At 40.2% G+C, this 17,253-nt stretch carries 12 protein-coding genes; 7 read left to right on the forward strand and 5 right to left on the reverse strand.

Annotated features, from left to right (window positions below):
- The first annotated feature begins 286 nt into the window (after positions 1–286).
- Together purM and purN are read left to right on the forward strand one after the other, a co-directional pair.
- Positions 287–1,333: a phosphoribosylformylglycinamidine cyclo-ligase gene (gene purM / locus LU361_RS00945; RefSeq protein ID WP_233086438.1), complete on the forward strand. Its 1,047-nt coding sequence runs from the start codon at positions 287–289 to the stop codon at positions 1,331–1,333.
- A gap of 32 nt (positions 1,334–1,365) precedes the next feature.
- The gene (gene purN / locus LU361_RS00950; RefSeq protein ID WP_233086439.1) at positions 1,366–2,019 is read left to right on the forward strand and encodes a phosphoribosylglycinamide formyltransferase; all 654 of its coding nucleotides are present in this window, start codon (positions 1,366–1,368) and stop codon (positions 2,017–2,019) included.
- A 79-nt stretch (positions 2,020–2,098) separates the two neighbouring features.
- On the opposite strand, the gene LU361_RS00955 is transcribed toward purN, so the two are convergent.
- A complete protein-coding gene (locus LU361_RS00955; protein ID WP_233086440.1) occupies positions 2,099–2,284 on the reverse strand; it encodes a hypothetical protein in 186 nt (61 codons plus the stop codon).
- A gap of 341 nt (positions 2,285–2,625) precedes the next feature.
- Between LU361_RS00955 and LU361_RS00960 the strand changes: the two genes are divergently transcribed.
- The 3 genes from LU361_RS00960 (at position 2,626) to LU361_RS00970 (ending at position 6,379) form a co-directional block, all read left to right on the forward strand.
- Positions 2,626–4,236 carry an ExeA family protein gene (locus LU361_RS00960; protein WP_233086441.1) on the forward strand — a complete coding sequence of 537 codons (1,611 nt, stop codon included), beginning with the start codon at positions 2,626–2,628 and terminating at the stop codon, positions 4,234–4,236.
- Positions 4,236–5,075 (forward strand): general secretion pathway protein GspB, encoded by an 840-nt coding sequence (locus LU361_RS00965; protein WP_233086442.1) that lies wholly within the window; start codon positions 4,236–4,238, stop codon positions 5,073–5,075. Before LU361_RS00960 ends, LU361_RS00965 begins: the two co-directional genes overlap by 1 nt.
- Positions 5,076–5,290: 215 nt before the next feature.
- The gene (locus LU361_RS00970) at positions 5,291–6,379 is read left to right on the forward strand and encodes an enolase C-terminal domain-like protein (RefSeq protein ID WP_233086443.1); all 1,089 of its coding nucleotides are present in this window, start codon (positions 5,291–5,293) and stop codon (positions 6,377–6,379) included.
- Positions 6,380–6,439: 60 nt separating this feature from the next.
- On the opposite strand, the gene LU361_RS00975 is transcribed toward LU361_RS00970, so the two are convergent.
- Positions 6,440–6,643, reverse strand: a complete 204-nt coding sequence (locus LU361_RS00975; RefSeq protein WP_233086444.1) for a hypothetical protein — start codon at positions 6,641–6,643, stop codon at positions 6,440–6,442.
- A gap of 387 nt (positions 6,644–7,030) precedes the next feature.
- Here LU361_RS00975 and LU361_RS20270 point away from each other — a divergent pair, with 387 nt between their 5' ends.
- Both LU361_RS20270 and LU361_RS00985 read left to right on the forward strand, forming a co-directional pair.
- On the forward strand, positions 7,031–7,939 hold the full coding sequence (locus LU361_RS20270; RefSeq protein WP_233086445.1) for a LysM peptidoglycan-binding domain-containing protein: 909 nt from the start codon (positions 7,031–7,033) through the stop codon (positions 7,937–7,939).
- 2 nt (positions 7,940–7,941) lie between these two features.
- Positions 7,942–8,433: a hypothetical protein gene (locus LU361_RS00985; RefSeq protein WP_233086446.1), complete on the forward strand. Its 492-nt coding sequence runs from the start codon at positions 7,942–7,944 to the stop codon at positions 8,431–8,433.
- Between the two features lie 585 nt (positions 8,434–9,018).
- On the opposite strand, the gene LU361_RS00990 is transcribed toward LU361_RS00985, so the two are convergent.
- From LU361_RS00990 to LU361_RS01000, 3 genes are all read right to left on the reverse strand, one after another.
- Entirely contained in the window at positions 9,019–9,156 is a 138-nt protein-coding gene (locus tag LU361_RS00990; RefSeq protein ID WP_233086447.1) for a hypothetical protein, read from the reverse strand.
- Positions 9,157–9,457: 301 nt separating this feature from the next.
- Positions 9,458–9,883, reverse strand: a complete 426-nt coding sequence (locus LU361_RS00995; RefSeq protein ID WP_233086448.1) for a hypothetical protein — start codon at positions 9,881–9,883, stop codon at positions 9,458–9,460.
- Positions 9,880–17,016: an RHS repeat-associated core domain-containing protein gene (locus LU361_RS01000; RefSeq protein ID WP_233086449.1), complete on the reverse strand. Its 7,137-nt coding sequence runs from the start codon at positions 17,014–17,016 to the stop codon at positions 9,880–9,882. Before LU361_RS01000 ends, LU361_RS00995 begins: the two co-directional genes overlap by 4 nt.
- Positions 17,017–17,253: the final 237 nt, after the last annotated feature.

A 17,253-nucleotide genomic window follows, 5' to 3' on the forward strand; every position in this document is an offset into this window, starting at 1 on the left:
TATACGATCTGTTTCTTTTTTCAACAACCACTAAAGTGCTGACCAAAAAGAAGCGGCAACACTACACTAGCGCTTCGATAAAATGAAGGTCACACCCAGCGGAATTTGTCAATTTCGTTACTAATGACAGTCATTCAAATCGATTTCTCCAGTTTTTATTGAATTTTGTACAGAAATAAGAATTCTCTCCGTTTTTTGTCACAAACTGGTAGAATGCGCGGCTTTTAGACGTCAATGCTTTTGCATTGGCTCTTTCTTTTATTCATTGAGATTACAGCTAAGCGCCATGACCGACTCTTCTAAACCATCTTTAAGCTACAAAGACGCAGGTGTTGATATCGACGCCGGCAACGCCCTGGTTGAACGAATCAAAACCGTTACTAAAAAAACCCAACGCAAAGAAGTACTGGGTGGTTTAGGCGGTTTCGGCGCTTTGTGTGAAATCCCCGAAGGTTACCAAAAGCCCGTACTTGTCTCGGGTACCGACGGCGTCGGCACCAAGCTCCGCTTGGCAATGGATTTAAACAAGCACAACACCATCGGCATTGATTTGGTGGCTATGTGTGTAAACGATCTCATCGTCGCTGGCGCTGAGCCCCTCTTCTTCTTGGATTATTACGCCACTGGCAAACTCAATGTCGACGTTGCAGCTGATGTAGTAACCGGCATTGGCGCAGGCTGTGAGCTCTCTGGTTGTGCCCTGGTGGGTGGCGAAACCGCAGAAATGCCTGGCATGTATGAAGGCGAAGATTACGATCTGGCCGGTTTCTGTGTCGGCGTGGTCGAAAAGGCCAAAATCATCGATGGCTCCAAGGTCAAAGCAGGCGATGTTTTGATTGGCTTGGAATCAAGCGGGCCGCATTCCAACGGTTATTCGTTAATTCGCAAGGTGATTGAAGTATCCAACGCGGATTTAACCCAGCCTATGGACGACGCAACTCTTGCCGATAAATTGCTCGAACCTACGCGTATTTACGTCAAACCGTTACTGGAGCTGTTCAAATCGGTTGAGGTAAACGCGCTGTCGCACATTACCGGCGGCGGTTTTTGGGAGAACATTCCAAGAATCCTTCCTGAAAACACTCAAGCGGTTATCGACGGTAATTCCTGGCAGATTCCCAGTGTTTTCCAATGGCTGCAAAACGCTGGCAACATTGAACAAACAGAAATGTACCGAACCTTCAACTGCGGTATCGGTATGATTATTGTGGTGGATAAAGCAGTGAGCGACCAAGCTCTAGAAATTCTGACCAACGCCGGCGAATCAGCCCGTGTTATCGGCGAAATTGCAACGCGCGAAGCACACGAAGACGCTGTCGTCATTAACGACTAGCCCATCCACCATTTGTAAGCTAAACATCAATAATGAATTCGACCAATCTTATGTCCGTTGTGGTTTTGATATCCGGCAGCGGCAGTAACTTGCAAGCCATCATTGATGGCATGCAAAGCGGACAACTTCCTATTCAAATCTCAGCCGTTATCAGCAACAAAGCGGATGTGAAAGGATTAGAACGTGCCGCTAATGCGTCCATTCCAACACACGTTATCAACCACAAAGAATTTTCTTCGCGAGAAGCGTTTGATCGCAAGCTGATGGCGACCATCGATCAGCACAAGCCGCAGCTGGTTGTGTTGGCTGGATTCATGAGAATTCTGACGGAAGAATTCACCAATCATTACCTAGGGCGAATGATCAACATTCACCCATCTTTGCTGCCTAAATATCAGGGATTACACACCCACCAACGGGCTATTGATGCCGGCGATAGCCACCACGGCGCCAGTGTTCACTTTGTAACCGCCGAGTTAGATGGTGGGCCAGTTATTGTTCAAGCAAAAGTGGCAATTGATGATCAAGAAACCGCGGACACATTAGCCGCAAAAGTATTGAAGTTTGAACATCAGATTTTCCCACAAACCGTGCAATGGTTTGCTGAACATCGATTAACCATGGAAGGCAATCAAGCCCTATTAGATGGGAAACCCCTAGATAAAACCGGGTTTCAATGGAATTAAGCTTGGCAAACTAGAGTCTGCGCACTTATCGGCAGACTCTAGCATTAATATATAATTCGTCGTAGAAGGTTCAGACTTGTTATAGTCGCTCAACCTTCTCGATGCCACAGCGCTCACAGCGCGATACCGTCACCAAACGCCCCTGCTTCACATCAAACTTACGTTCAGTCACTATTTTCCAGCGGTGAAAACCACTGCGACACAAGGTTTTGCCTTTGTGTTTTTCTGAGGCTTTCGGCCTTTTAAACGCAACAACGTCGCCCACAGCGCCCTCGTACTCTCGTTCACTTAAACTTCTAGCAAGTGTAAGTAATATTTACCTGAGATCCAAATAACATCGCTAAAAATGTTAACCGGTCTGCCCGAGGAATGTCGATAGAGTCCAATTTTGAACAGGTGTGATTGAACCATTCACAAAATCATTCGAAACCATTCCCCGGTTAATCCATCGAATAGACATACCAGAAAACCAACGGCTGGTTTATCATTACGGATAATCCGTCTGTTAAGGCCACCAAGCGATCACAAATCCACCCTATGTATCATCAGCATTTCGGTCTCAAAGAAGCTCCTTTTTCTATTGCGCCTAACCCACGTTATCTTTTTATGAGCCGCCGCCATAAAGAGGCGTTGGCGCATCTTATTTACGGCGTGAGTCACGGCGGTGGTTTCGTTTTGCTTACCGGTGAAGTGGGAACCGGTAAAACCACCATAAGCCGTTGTTTATTGAAACAACTGCCTAAAAGTACCGACATCGCCTACATTCTTAATCCGTACTTGGATTCGACTGAATTGCTCGCCAGTATTTGCGATGAACTGAAAGTTGATAACGTAAAAGATACCACCAGCCTGAAAGAGCTATCCGATCGCTTACACAGTTTTCTGCTGGAAAATCACGCCAAGGGTCGCAACACCGTATTAATCATCGATGAAGCTCAGCATTTAGGCTTTAAAGTGATGGAACAGATTCGGTTACTCACCAATCTAGAAACCGATGAAAAGAAACTGCTGCAAATTATTTTTATCGGCCAGCCAGAATTGAACGACATCTTGGCCAAAGATGAGCTGCGGCAATTAGCGCAACGCATTACGGCTCGCTTTCACATCGAGCCGCTGTCTGCGGCAGAAACCAAAGCGTACATTCGCCACCGCCTGATGATTGCAGGCATGAGCGCCAATCAAACCCTGTTTAATCAAGCTGCCATCAAAGTAATTTACAACCACTGCAAAGGCATTCCCAGACTCATTAACGTTGCCTGTGATCGCGCCTTGCTGGGGGCTTACACCAATAACCTGCTTAGGGTGGATAAAGACGTGGCTTACGCCGCAGTCATGGAATCGTCGGGCAAAAAAGCCATTGCGGCTCCCGGGACCAAAGCGCCACTGATGATTTCAGCTGCATTAGCGGTAATTATTGCGATCATGCTAATTTGGATTGGTGTTGGTAAATTCAAACAAGAACCACCGCCAGCCATTGTTATTGCCAATCCGCAAGAAAATGCCGGTGTTATTCAGCGTAATCATTCGTTGCCGCCACCAACTTTCGAAGTTAAACCGGATGATTTATCGCTAATTAACAGCGTAATTTCGCCAGCAGAATTAACGGCCATGGGCACCACACAAATTGATGATGCCATTAACCGACTGCAACAAGAGTTGGATATTTTTTCAGGCAATTTAAATCCTGCGTGTGATCGATTGGTTTTTTACGGAGTAGATTGCTTAAGTTCTGAATCCAACAGTTGGAGTGATTTCACCAGCTACAATCGCCCTGCTGTATTGGAATTAGAAATTAATAATCAAACACTGTATTTGTCGGTTTCTGGCGTTTCTAACAACGATTTAATCGTGCTGACCAACAATGACACAGTTCAGATTCCAAAATTCGAACTGGGCCAATATTGGACCGGTAAATTTACCGTGCTTTGGCAACCACCGGAGAGTTTTAAATCGTTAGCAAAACGAGGAGATCGTTCGTCGTTTATAACATGGATTGCAGATTCATTTGCAACCATTGATAACCAACCCGAACCGCTCACCGATGCATTATTCAATCAAGCACTCGAACAACGCGTGGCTGTATTTCAGCAAGAAGCCGGACTCGACCCAGACGGTATTGTTGGAATAAAAACTGTGTTAAAAATTAACGATTATTTAAATAACGACTTTTCGTTGAATATAAATAACTTGAACCTCAATAATGAGGTAACCAACTGATGTCTTATATACTCGACGCTCTGCAAAAATCCGAACAAGAGCGACAGCAACAGCAAGCCGTACCAACAATCAGCGCGGCCCACGACGCTCAATTTGCACAAACCAACAATAAACTTCCCACTGCCTGGTGGTTGGTTATTATTTTAAGTATTTTATTGATCGGATTAATTGGTTACTTGGTTTTTGGAAATTCAAATTCAACCAACACTGACGTCACACCTTCTGCTCAAACACATTCTATTCAAACAACATCAAATTTAGCGCCATCATCATCTGTTGGCAATGCTCCAGAACCCGCGCCGCAAAACAATCAATCTACCGATTTAAAACCTTCTATCTCTAACGAATTGCAAACAGTAAAAACTAATGAAAGCAGCGACATTGGCGAAAGCACTGAAGTAACATCATCAAATACTCTTTCACAATCAAAAATTTCAGAGCTTTATCGTACAGCAAAAGAAACCCGTACCGAGCAGACCACCAGTAACACACCGGTAAATTTAGAAACGAATAACGTTACTGAAGTTGATTTAACCAAACCGGCACCACCAGAAAATATTCCAGTAAAAAAAGAACCCCAACAACCGTTATTCCCAAGCATTTACGAGTTGCCCGATGTAATTCAATCGGAAATTCCGCCCATACAATACATCGCCCACGTGTATTCTTCGGATGTTTCAAAGGGTTTTGTGATTTTAAATAACGTCAAACTGACTCCCGGACGACGTTTACAAGGCGACTTGTATTTAGAGCAAGTCGCACAAGATCACGTAGTGATGAGCTTTAAAGGTTATTTATTCCGAGTGCCGTCAATGACCAATTGGGATGGGCGATATTAATCGAGCTTGCCGCGCATTCCCAACTACCTAAGATCTATCTTTTGGTTAGCGCTTGATTATCTTTAGCTTTAATCTAAATTTAGTTTCAATCAATCTTTGTACCAATAAACGGTATTTACTTTAGCAATAAAAGAAAAAGTATTTTAGCTTTTAACCGAGCCGCATGGGCCATTATTCTTGTGTTAGTTAATAATAAGAAGAATAAGGTAAACATTATGCGTTCGTCACATTTGCCCACTATCGAAAAACTCACTGTACGGCCGGTTTGCGTACCGTTGCAACACCCACATAAAACCGCCAGCGGAGTAATCACCGAATCACCATTGGTACTGTGTGATATAACCACGTCTGACAATGTTACCGGCCACAGCTTAATCTTCACCTACACAAAAGCCGCCTTAAAATCTACCGCAATACTCCTCAAAGAACTGGAACCTTTAATTGCTGGTAAACCCTTAGCACCTAAAACGCTGGAGTTGGAACTGAGCGAAAAATTTCGGCTGCTAGGCAAACAAGGATTGGTGGCAATGACAATAGCAGCAATAGATATGGCCTTGTGGGATGCCCTTGCCCGAACTCGACATTGTTCGTTAAGCCAATTATTAGGCGCGAGCGAAAAACCCATTAAAGCGTACGGAGGTATTGGATTTGATGGCGTTAAAGGCTGCGAAAAATCCGCTGCTTATTGGATGGAACAAGGATTTGCAGGCGTGAAAGCCAAAATTGGTTACGCAACCGCAGACGACGACCTTGCAGTAGTTCAAGCCATTCGGAATATTGTTGGTGACAAAACCGCACTGATGATCGACTACAACCAAAGCTTAACCCCAACAGAAGCAATAGAACGCCTGAAATTACTTGAAAACGAACAACTCACTTGGATAGAAGAACCCACCCGAGCGCACGACTACGTAGGCCACGCAGAAATAGCGCAAGCAATAAAAACACCCATTCAGTGCGGAGAAAATTGGTGGGGACTCACCGATTTACAACATGCACTCAACCACCAATGTTCCGATTACATTATGTTAGATGTCATGAAAATTGGCGGTGTTACTGGTTGGGTAGAATCCGCAGCATTGGCACATTCCCACCAAAAACAAGTATCAAGCCACCTGTGGCCTGAAATAAGCGCACAGCTGCTAAGCGCAACACCTACCGCTCATTGGTTAGAATACATTGATTGGTGGAATCCTATTTTATTAAATCCACTAAAAATAGAAAACGGATTTACAGTTCCCAATAATGCTATTGGGTCTGGAATAGAGTGGAATGAAGAAAGGGTTGGGGAATTTTTGGTTTGATGCCTTGGTTTCTACGCTTAAGTAATGACGATACTATTTTTCTCTGTTACTAAAAATTAATTATTGAAGAATCACCGCAAGATTATTTGAACCACCAACAAGAAACTTAAAATCGTTAAAAAATATACCATCTTCTATCTTATCAATAAAAGAATCTGTTAATCTTAAAACCTCCAAAGAATAGTTTTTTGGCAGGAATACTTGAATCATAATCAGAGAAACTTGGAAATAAACAATCTCACCACCTCCTAAGACACCTCGCATTTGTCACCTGACAGAATGAAATCATAACTTACCCCCGCATCAAGCAATTATCTATGCAATTTTTCTTATAAACAGACAATTCATGTAATTTATATTTCTTATTCCTGTTAAAGCTTGACACAAAAAACAACAAACACCCACTCTTCATCAAAACATCGATTTTCTCAAATTTTTACAATGGACATCAAAATTACTGTAAAAAAACGCTATAGACAAAGTGCATTTCCCACTACAATAAAAAATAAATAAACTTAAGTGTTAGCATAAACTTCCACAGCATTTAAATAATCTCGAAATCGCATGTCGCCTTCAACAAAAATTTATAGTAAGTTATGAGATAAATTAATCATAGAAACTGTAAACAAAAACCTTAAAAGAGATTTAACAGTGTACAAATATAAAGTCAAACAAGGTGACACTTTGTGGGGTTTAGCAAACGAATACAGCAAAATCAGCACAAACCACACAAATAGACAAGCGCAAGCAGAAATTCAAAAATTAAACCCAAGACTAACAACCCTCAAAATAGGCGCAATTATCAACCTTCCTTTTAAAAAAGATTCTGACGACATTAGATCAAAAACTCCATATGAAAAATGGAAAGACACTATTAATGGCAGCTCAACCATTTCAGAATGGCACGAATATGACCCAATCATCAAAGTTATTGTTTCCGAATTTAATTCTCGCTTGGGAAAAAAATCAAAAAACATTGAATTAACTTTACCAAGCCTCGATTGGAAATGGATCAAAGCCATAATTTGGGTGGAGAGCGGAGGACCGACAAATTCATCTTGGAAAACTCGCCCTATGCAAATAGGGAATCCAGGTGATAAAGGTCTCGGAGTCCTTCAACGACAAGAAGAAGCCAGCAATATAATTATGGACAATGACCTGCGAAAAAATTTGCACTTAATTAACACTCCTCAAGTTAACATTAAGGCAGGCACTGCATATTTACTAAACCGATTGGCACTCAGTGAATTCAAATCTGTCAAGAGTCAAACTGATAGATTAGAATATACGTATACCGTTACGCCTGGTGACAATCTTGATAAAATAGCAAAGAAAGTTGGAACTACAGTTGAAGAACTTAAAATAAGTAACCCATCGAAAATATCAAGAATCCATCCCAACGATGTATTAAAATACCACAAAGCCAGTGTTGAACGTGTAATTGTAGGATGGCGCCCAGTCTCAGCCAACACAATTGCACAAAGGTACAATGTTGGCGACCCCAACTACAGTAGAAAATTAACCTATATAATTAACGAAATTTTTTCTAAGAAATATTAAAAATGATAACCAAAAAAATTATCGCACTATACCTAGGGATCACAACTCTATGCTTGTCTAGCTACAGCACCTCAAGCATTAAACCGATAAAGCTGAACGATAGACAAGTAATTTATGACAGTTTAGAAAAACAAAATATTCTAAATAAACATCGAAAATTAGTACATATTACGCATATTTGCAACTTAAAAATTGATCATAACGATTATCCTGTCGTCAATATTATCGAGCACATTCCAGGAGCGCAGACCCCTAGAGGAGTAAACCAAATATTGGTTCTAGATTCAGAATTAAAATTGAAAAGCAAAGTAGACTATGACAGCTCAGTTTTTCCACTTTTCTGCAAGAACAATAATCTTTTTCTACATGGTTTTATTACGATTGATGGATTATTACCAGAAGGAAATGTACTCACTTTTAGTGATCAAGGAACTAAAATTTTAGTTACTAATATAGAGGCTAACACCCTTCCTTTACAAACCTATCCACAGTAAAAAAGAAAACTTTTGATTACTCACCGCTACCTTAAATGGCTTCTTGTTATTTTGGCGAGCGTTATTTTTTATCAGTAAAAAGCTCACTTAGATATATTATAGCAAGATGCTAAAAAATTAAGGGAAATGCTTGAGAAGCTCCCTTTACTTATTGACTACCAATCTCATACCTGCAAAATCAGGATTCATTCCAAATATACCAAATAAGATTAAGGGTTCAGCAATTTATAATACCCGCCCCAAAATCGACCTTTGCAGTTGTCCTCTTCGTTTGCCATTCGAGCAATGGTTTCATTAACGCCGCGTATAAACCAACTGATAGACGTTAATCGCTCCCGCCATTGTTCGATAATTTCTTCTGCTTTTTTAGTTCTGTCTTAAACACTCCGCACAGGAAGCAATCCATTTTTTGAATTAATTTATTGCCTTTATACAACTGCAACCAATATTCGATCACCGCTTGCAAACTCCAGCTTTCAGCGGACTTTTATCAATATGAAAATTACGTTGCAATGACTACTCATCACCGCGTATGCGCAAATATCTATAGTATATATAAGATAAAAATCGAGGGCGGTAGACTAATTATTGTTTGCGGTAATCGAAATTATCACCGGCTTCATGGTCATCACCGCAAAGAAATGCATGACGTACACAGCGAACCGTATAGTGGTAAAACGGCGTGTCGTCAATGGAGGCTTGTTCAGAACGATATTTAGTCACGGTTTGGGATTATTTCATACGAGAAAATCAGAGCCTATTTTATGGATGTGCTTTATATTTTCCGTAATGAACGAACACATCAGGGAAAGATGTGTTGTGACAGGACGCCCTATTGGACGGCTAAAAGATTGGGAGAGACGCAAGTTTAAATTGACAGTCACCGATTAATAAACGAATAACTGTCAGATTAGGCTGGGGTTAGTACAACTAAACCAAATTTATAGATACCCTTTAAAACTCTCCAAAGAAATATTTTTTATTTTTCTAAGCATATAATTTTTTAAAAACTCTTTTTTAATATTTAGTAAAAAATATCACTAATTATTTCAATATCGGAAAACTTTATATCATTGTCACTGATAATAAGATCAGCACGAATAGACGCTGCCCCATATTCAAACTCACACTCAATTGAAATATAGGCTGTATCTTTTTTAAAGAAAGAAAGTTCCATCTGATTATCAATTGAATAAGGGCACTTAACGAGCTTTCCTAATTTTGAATACGCGGAGAGTTTACTCTCTATCAGACTATCGGCTTGCAAATCAGTGTCAACATACAAGATAAAAGTATTGTAACTCCAATTATCAGAGATTTCTGGAATAGATTGGGCAATAAATTTTTGTACGTTTTTCCCCCGTTCTTTAATTGATAAGTAACTAGTCAGAGAGATGACTAGCACCGACCCAACTAAGAATAGAACCAGCCAAAATGTTCTCTTTCTCATCTTCCTCTAGATGCCTCATCAATTATTTGCTCACGACGCGAGCCATTTAGGTCAGGCCCCAGAATACCATTATTTGCATCTAAGGGGTCTTTGCCACCAATTTTAAGTTCAAAAATTTTCCACTTAATCCGTACACCCAACCAAATTCCTTCACCTTTAGATCCTAAACATATTACAAACTTACATGTCTCGTTGGTATCACCGACTTTAGAATGATCATCTTTCAGTGATACTTCAGCGTCTGTTGTTACCTCTGCAAAGCCATGATCATACCCTAAATCCAAATCAAGATTATCATCAACTCGAACAAACCCTTTATTTAAAAATTTAACTTTAAGTTGAAAAAACCAACCTCTATCATCGTCATTTTCTGAACGTTCATCATTTGCTTGAGCATTAAATACATTCTGAAAGAACGCTGTAGTCGCTCCATTAGCAAATTTACCTCCCGTAATTTCTGAAACGGTCCCACCAATTGCCGCAGCTGTCACAGCTTCAGCAATGCTCGTTCCGCCAACTTCAATAGCATCAATACCACTCACGTAAGGAGCAGTGAATTTAACGATACCTGCACTTACAAACCCATGTCCAAACTTACCACCTTTAAGCTCTTCAAGCACACCACCAGTTGCTGCATGAGCCGCAATATGACCAGCTCCACCAGTTTTGAAAAAGCCTTGTTTCGCAGTGAATTGCCCTCCAATTGCACGGAATGCAGCTCCACTGATGCCACCAATAAACGCACCTCTCAAGTTTCCAGAAGCAATCCCACCAGTTACAAAACCAAAGGCAAATGCATGACCAATACTTTGTGTAGCCCACGCTGCAATTCCTGGCGCAATTGCGAACAATGCTATGCTCAAGAATGGCGCGGCATCGCCAAACAACTCGTTCAGCTCACCAAATATTTTATCAAAAAAGAATCCTGTAGGATCGGTTGCGTTTAAAGGGTTGTTATGCACGTATGAGTAACGATTATAACCTTGAGTTGTATCTACACCATCAATGTTCGGGTCGGCCTGCAAGAAGCGACTAAGCCTTGGATCATAAATACGACCATTCATATGGATAATACCTACTTGGTCCACTGACTCATGCCCAGTAAAGCCTTTCGTAGTAAATTCGTTATTTATGTCCGTTGACAATAATGTCAGTTCAAGATCATCTAACCTAATGCCATCTAAAATACTTCGACGAGAACCCCATGCGTCAAAGCTTTGTTCTTGAACGATTTGCCCATTACTATCTGTAATTACATCAGTTGAACCCAGGTGATCAGTAAGGATATTTCGTGTTACTGCTCGAGCAAATTGATATTCACCATTGACATCGCGATTGTAATCTTGGGTAACTAAAACTGTACCGTTGATATATCTTCGAACCTCACGATTCCCATCTGGTTTAGTTAGAATTTCTACCGAACCGACGTAGAGAGTTGTTGTTGTCTCTCCATTTGCGTCGTCAATACGTTTATAACGACTTCTACCAGTCCCATATTCAAATTCTGTTGTGTGATCCCCTTTGATAATTCGCGTAGGTTTATCGAAACTTGAATATAAAAATTGTCGGTCAGCGGCACCATTAATAAAATGGGTTACCATATTACCGTTATTATCGTAATTAAATGTTTCTGTAGTAGAGCCATTATTGATTTCGCAGACTGCATGCGGTCCCGCACCGTTTGTGCAAGCGTTACCGTATTTATAATCACCAACACCAGTCTTGAAAGTCATATTCCCAAAGGCATCGTAGCTATAAGATTGAAGGTCTTCTCCCTCCACTTGTGATGATGACAAACGATTTAATGAATCGTAATTGAAGCTTTCAGTTAAATCCTTACTGCCGCTTTGCTCTATTCTGGATTTCAAATTAGAGAGAGCATCCCAAGTAAACTTAAGATCTTGAGTTCCAAAAACTCCTGCAACATGGGAATTAACAGTCACTAAAAACCCTGTTGCTGCATCGTAATTACGTTGAGTAGTTACCGCTCCTTGAACATATTCCGAAATATTACCACGAGAATCCATGCCATTTGCCTGATAGTACAGCTCATCATTTGCGGCGTCTCTAATTGTGTAAATATGACCATTTTTATACTCATATTGCATCGTATTTAGAGTTTCAGCTGCATCAAAACTTTGATATTTTCGACTGTATTCATCGTAAGTTGTGCGCTGAGAAAATTCTTCACCGTCAATGGTGGTAATTGTCTCAATCACGCGACCAAAATTATCATAGACATAATCCATTTGATATTTCAGATTGCCACTACTATCAAATAGCACTTCGTATTCAATTTTCCCTCGGCTATTACCTACATTAGTGTTGTTGTAGACCCATTCTGTAGTTCCATCGGGCTCTAATCGTCGAATTACACGACCTAACTGATCGTACTCCAAATCACGCTTTTGACCATTCCCATTTGTTTGTTGTGTTAATTCGTTGAATGAATTGTAAGAGTACTTCCAAACACCTTTGTCAGGATCAGTTAATTGTGTTTTATGTCCATAGCTATCAAATTCCATAGCTATAGTATGAGTTACCGATCCGGCTGTCGTTTTTGTATAACTTAAATCACCGATTGCACTGTATATGTACTCAACCTGGGTACTATTATGATCTACAACCTTTGCCAACTCACCCAAAGGATTCGTAGTTTCGGTTCTTGATTGATTTAGAGGATTGATTTCTGTTTTATCAAAACCACTGTAACTGGTTCGGATAATTCTTTCATTATTATCATAATTCGGCTGGTCTAGCTTAACGACATTACCTAATACATCATAGGTGTATGTAGTCCAATAGATTGCCGGGCTTTCTGCTTTATACGGTTCGGATTGCTGAACCATTCGTCCTAGTGTGTCGTAACTAGAAGCAACTAAACTCATTTCCCCATTAAGAAGGCGAGTAGCTTTTAATATGCTACGACCAACGATATCAAAACACTCATAACTGTAAGAATTATCTGGTTCTATTGTATTTACTTGATAAGCGGCATTAGGGCATTCAGATTCAGGATCAGAAGATGGGTCACTTCTATAGGTAACAGAATAAATACCCGACTGATTATATTGAAGATACTGCTCACCCATTGGGGAGTACTTAAATTGAGATGAAACACCTAATACATCTTTAACCTCCAGTGGCTGACCATAATCATCCCACGCGGAAACATCCTGATTAATCTGTCCATAATGGTTAACTGCTCGATCCATATAACGTCCGTGTGAACCGTAAGTACTACTTGACGTTCTATTTTCTACGACGCCATTACCATTACTGATTGAATTTATTTTGTTTCCATACTGGTCGTATTCATAAGTAGTTGTTAAAGCAAAATCAGATAATGCATTAACAGTTTCACTACATAACAATCCACTCATACCAGATACATCTGCGCAGCCAAAACCATAATAATCGAACTTTGATGTGCGGCTTACAGGACCACCCACGGAGTCAGAACGCGTGTGTTTAGCGGTAGTTTCTCTCAAACGCCCCCATTCTTTTGATTGAATTTCAGCACCATAATCGTTAAAAGTTTCGAGCGTATATGTTTCTCCATTTGCCGCTGTAGTCACCTTAGAATAGAGCTGATTACCGTAATCGTCATATACATTTATCGTGTCAACTTGTTTTAACAAATCAGTGCTCACAGTGAACAAGCTGTCAGAACTAGTAACCTTAAAACCTTTCTCAATCGACGATTGGATAAAGGGTTGATAGACTTTTCTGCCTGAAAAATCTAGCGTTTTTGTATCCCAGAAATTTTCAGCAGAACTAATCAATCGATCAGCGTATAAAGTTTCTGTTTTTAACGGTGTGCCTATGAAAGGAAAATCTTGTCGATATGTTGTTGCAGACTGAATTCCTGTTTGCAGATCTAATGTCCCAAGCCGTTTAAATCCTAAAAACCCACGACCTGCTGCTTGAATTTTTGCTTCCTCATAATGATAAGAAATTGTAGCTAATGCATTCGGATTGGTTCGGGTCGGCGAGCTACTAGAGACATTAGTAACCAACAATACGCCCATATTCATTTCTAATACAGGATATGTATTAGTGGTACCGAGCACATTAGCAAGACCAACAAAAGGATTATTTAACGCCGAATAGTAATCTTCAGAATCAAAAGTTGTTACGGTTCGGGTGTAACAATATTCTTCATACTCATCATCAAAACCTGTATCAAAACACATTTCCACTTCTCGAGTGGAAGAACCTAGGTCAACTTCTATACTTTGATAGTGATCAGTATTTGCCATACTTGCATATTCAATGGAAGTAATAGCGCCAAGACCATCAGTTATTTTATCAACAACATGGTTTGTTGTACCGCGCTGGCGATTTTTATTTATCTTCACCTCAGAAGCACTTACATCATGCCAAATTAAGTCTACTGTTCCAGATCCATTAACGTCCACAAAAGTATAACTATCATCAATATTACCTGTAGTAGTCAGTACTCCAGAAGGGCTAGTATTCCCTCTGTAACCTTCAATATCGTCAGGAGAATATACATAATCAAGATCAGTAAGGTTTGCGTCATATACAGGGACGAGTGATTCATCTATATCAAACTGATTTTCTGTGGGCTGCCAATATTTAACCTTCAAACGTCTAGCCGTATGATCATGCCAAATAAAATCCAAATAACCGTCATTATTCAAATCTACGAGTTTTGCATCGCGGTCATTTTCTCGCTCGGGATTCCCGGGAAGTGTAGAAAAGTCTACCAACTCAATAGGAGAACCAAATTTAGTACCATCACTTATTAATGCAAACCATTTCCCTCGAAGATCACTCAAAGCATTGAGATAAATTAGATCAGAATTTCCGTCACCATTAATATCAGCTGACCGAAATGAGCGATATTCATTATCATCTGTAACTTGGTCTAGAACTCTAATCTTGAAACCTGGGAATTCATTAAGATTCCCATATTCATCTTGCACAGCTACAACGTAATAGGTTGTATAATCGTGAGTTGTGTACTCGTCATCTTGAGATTGCGACTGAAAATTTCCTTCAATGTCTTGTTCAAGCTTTAGCAGAAAATCGATCCGACCATCACCATTGAAATCTGCAACTCCACCTGGAACCGGTTCCAACCTCTCATTCAGTTCTTCTTCATAGAAGGAACCAGCGCCACCACCATCATCAATTTCTACTTCTGGAAATAGTGAATCCCCATTTAGAGCAGGCAATGGTGTCGAGCTAAAACGATAATATGTAGAGGTCGATTTTTCTGAATCTGGACCTTTCACCAAAGGAAAAATAGATAAACCTACTGCAGCATCCGCTAGACCATCGGAAGTGAAATCTCCAAAAGTTACATATTCTGAACCGAACGGGAACGTTATATTTTTTTTGCGCAACTCCCATCGCCCGTTCCCTATTGGCTCAGAGAGGTATAATGACCAACGCTGACTATATTCAACCCCACTGTTATATATCATTACATCAGTACGGCCATCGGCATTGTAATCAAGTACCTCCATTTTAACAGTGTCACCATTGATTACACTGTTAGGGAAATCCACTACCCGTACAATATCATCAGGCGAAAACCCGTCTCCATTTGATAAAACATAGGAAAAAACATGAGTACTTAACCCACCGGTTAACCTTAGATATGCAAGGTCCAAATACCCATCGCCATTAATATCAATAGGACGGAAATCCAGTAAACGAGTATCCTCTAGCTCAAATAATTTTTCTCGAACAGACGACAACCCAGTCAACGGATACTGCCAGTCAAAGTTTGTAGAACCTCTGCAATTAGATTTTTCTATATCAGAACACTCTTCCAATTTAACAATTCGAGAATAATCTGTATTAATGTGATCGTATGTAAATTGGTAATTTCTCAATAGATTATTATTTGCGGAAACTTCAATATTTGTTAATCGATCAACAGTATCAAGCCTCAAACCTGCAACATAACTGCTCTTGTTATCGGGCCTAGCTTCATATTTAAAAACAATTGAAGAATGATTTACATCACTGGTTCCATAATCTATGCGTGATATTTTCTGAGTAGTCGTAGTTTTTTCGTAACTAAAATCAATTTTGTTACCTACATTATCGCTAATTCTACTTAGAGCCCACGTATAGGTCATATTTTCGATTGTATTATCGAATTTGGAATCAGCGATTTTTCCAAATTCTGAAATTGAGCCGTCTTTAGCATGCATCTCAAAATATTGAGGGTTACCAAGCACTCCGCCAATCGTAACAATTTTTGCAAACTGATCTACCTCAGTTTTATAAGTAGCACCAACAGCGCCGTATTCACTATCTGAAGTCAAGATCAACCTTTGCCCGTCCAAGCAAAACCTATCTTCCTCAGACCAAGAAATAGGCGTCGCACGTCCGTCCGTTGCCATAGTTTGACGACAGCGTGTTACAGAGGATAACCCTCCCATTGCCCAACCTTGCCCTAATAAACCATTACCACTTTGAGAAGAGTAATTTAATGTTATCTGAGGAGTTACACCTGCGCTACCCGGAGGTGCATACACGGGAATCGAATAAGTTGCGGCTCCCCCTTCACTTACGCGAAATTCACCTGCGATAGGTACTAATGCATCCGACTTCCTTAAAATATGTCCGTTAACATGATTTTCAGCAATTCCAATACTCCCCGGATTCGGCGGAGTACTTAACACGTCATATTCATCAACATTGGCAACCAAAATAGGATCTTCGGAAGAATCTGCACCACCCAGTAAGGCAATATTTCCAAGTGATGTACCTTGCTGACCAATCACCAAATCCAGTTGGCCGTCGTTGTTGTAATCGTAAATAACGGTGTTGGTGGCTAGTGAAAAGCCACTCAGGTCAATTTCGGCATCACTAAGAGTTACAGGGTCGTAATAAAACCCAGGGCCTGATTCGATGGCGTAATTTTCAGAAAGCTGAACAGCTAAGGGAACGAGCACTTCCCCATGAATGGGGATAATTGAGTCTTTTGCAACAAGTAAAATATCGTCTCGTCCATCCCCATTTCGATCACCAATATAAACGTCGTATTGTGATTGATCGAAGTCAACGGCCATAAGTGGTGCACTTGTCAAAGCAATACATGCCATTGCCATTGACTTAAACAAACGGGCTACCGAAAAGTGACGCATGAATCAGTCCTATCCTGGATTTTTAATTTGGGTACGCAGGTATGCATGAGTTAATTAAGAAATGTTAAATACATTAACTTACCACGGTCTCATACAATATTTTGCGCCAAGGATATACTGCGTTTGTATATATGCTCAAGGCGAAAATGGTTAAATTTTTTAGAAAGTTCCGCAAAATTATTATTTTTATTTTTTCAAGCAAATTTAGTTGCTTTCGATTAATTAGAATTCATTTAT

It is taken from the genome of Sessilibacter corallicola (genome assembly GCF_021290925.1).
GTDB lineage: Bacteria > Pseudomonadota > Gammaproteobacteria > Pseudomonadales > Cellvibrionaceae > Sessilibacter > Sessilibacter corallicola.

Excerpts from the sequence above, each read along its gene's own strand:
- LU361_RS01000 (WP_233086449.1), bottom strand. The coding sequence starts at position 17,016 with ATGCGTCACTTTTCGGTAGCCCGTTTGTTTAAGTCAATGGCAATGGCA.
- purN (WP_233086439.1), top strand. The coding sequence starts at position 1,366 with ATGAATTCGACCAATCTTATGTCCGTTGTGGTTTTGATATCCGGCAGC.
- purM (WP_233086438.1), top strand. The coding sequence starts at position 287 with ATGACCGACTCTTCTAAACCATCTTTAAGCTACAAAGACGCAGGTGTT.
- LU361_RS00975 (WP_233086444.1), bottom strand. The coding sequence starts at position 6,643 with ATGCGAGGTGTCTTAGGAGGTGGTGAGATTGTTTATTTCCAAGTTTCT.
- LU361_RS00970 (WP_233086443.1), top strand. The coding sequence starts at position 5,291 with ATGCGTTCGTCACATTTGCCCACTATCGAAAAACTCACTGTACGGCCG.
- LU361_RS00995 (WP_233086448.1), bottom strand. The coding sequence starts at position 9,883 with ATGAGAAAGAGAACATTTTGGCTGGTTCTATTCTTAGTTGGGTCGGTG.
- LU361_RS00985 (WP_233086446.1), top strand. The coding sequence starts at position 7,942 with ATGATAACCAAAAAAATTATCGCACTATACCTAGGGATCACAACTCTA.
- LU361_RS00965 (WP_233086442.1), top strand. The coding sequence starts at position 4,236 with ATGTCTTATATACTCGACGCTCTGCAAAAATCCGAACAAGAGCGACAG.
- LU361_RS00960 (WP_233086441.1), top strand. The coding sequence starts at position 2,626 with ATGAGCCGCCGCCATAAAGAGGCGTTGGCGCATCTTATTTACGGCGTG.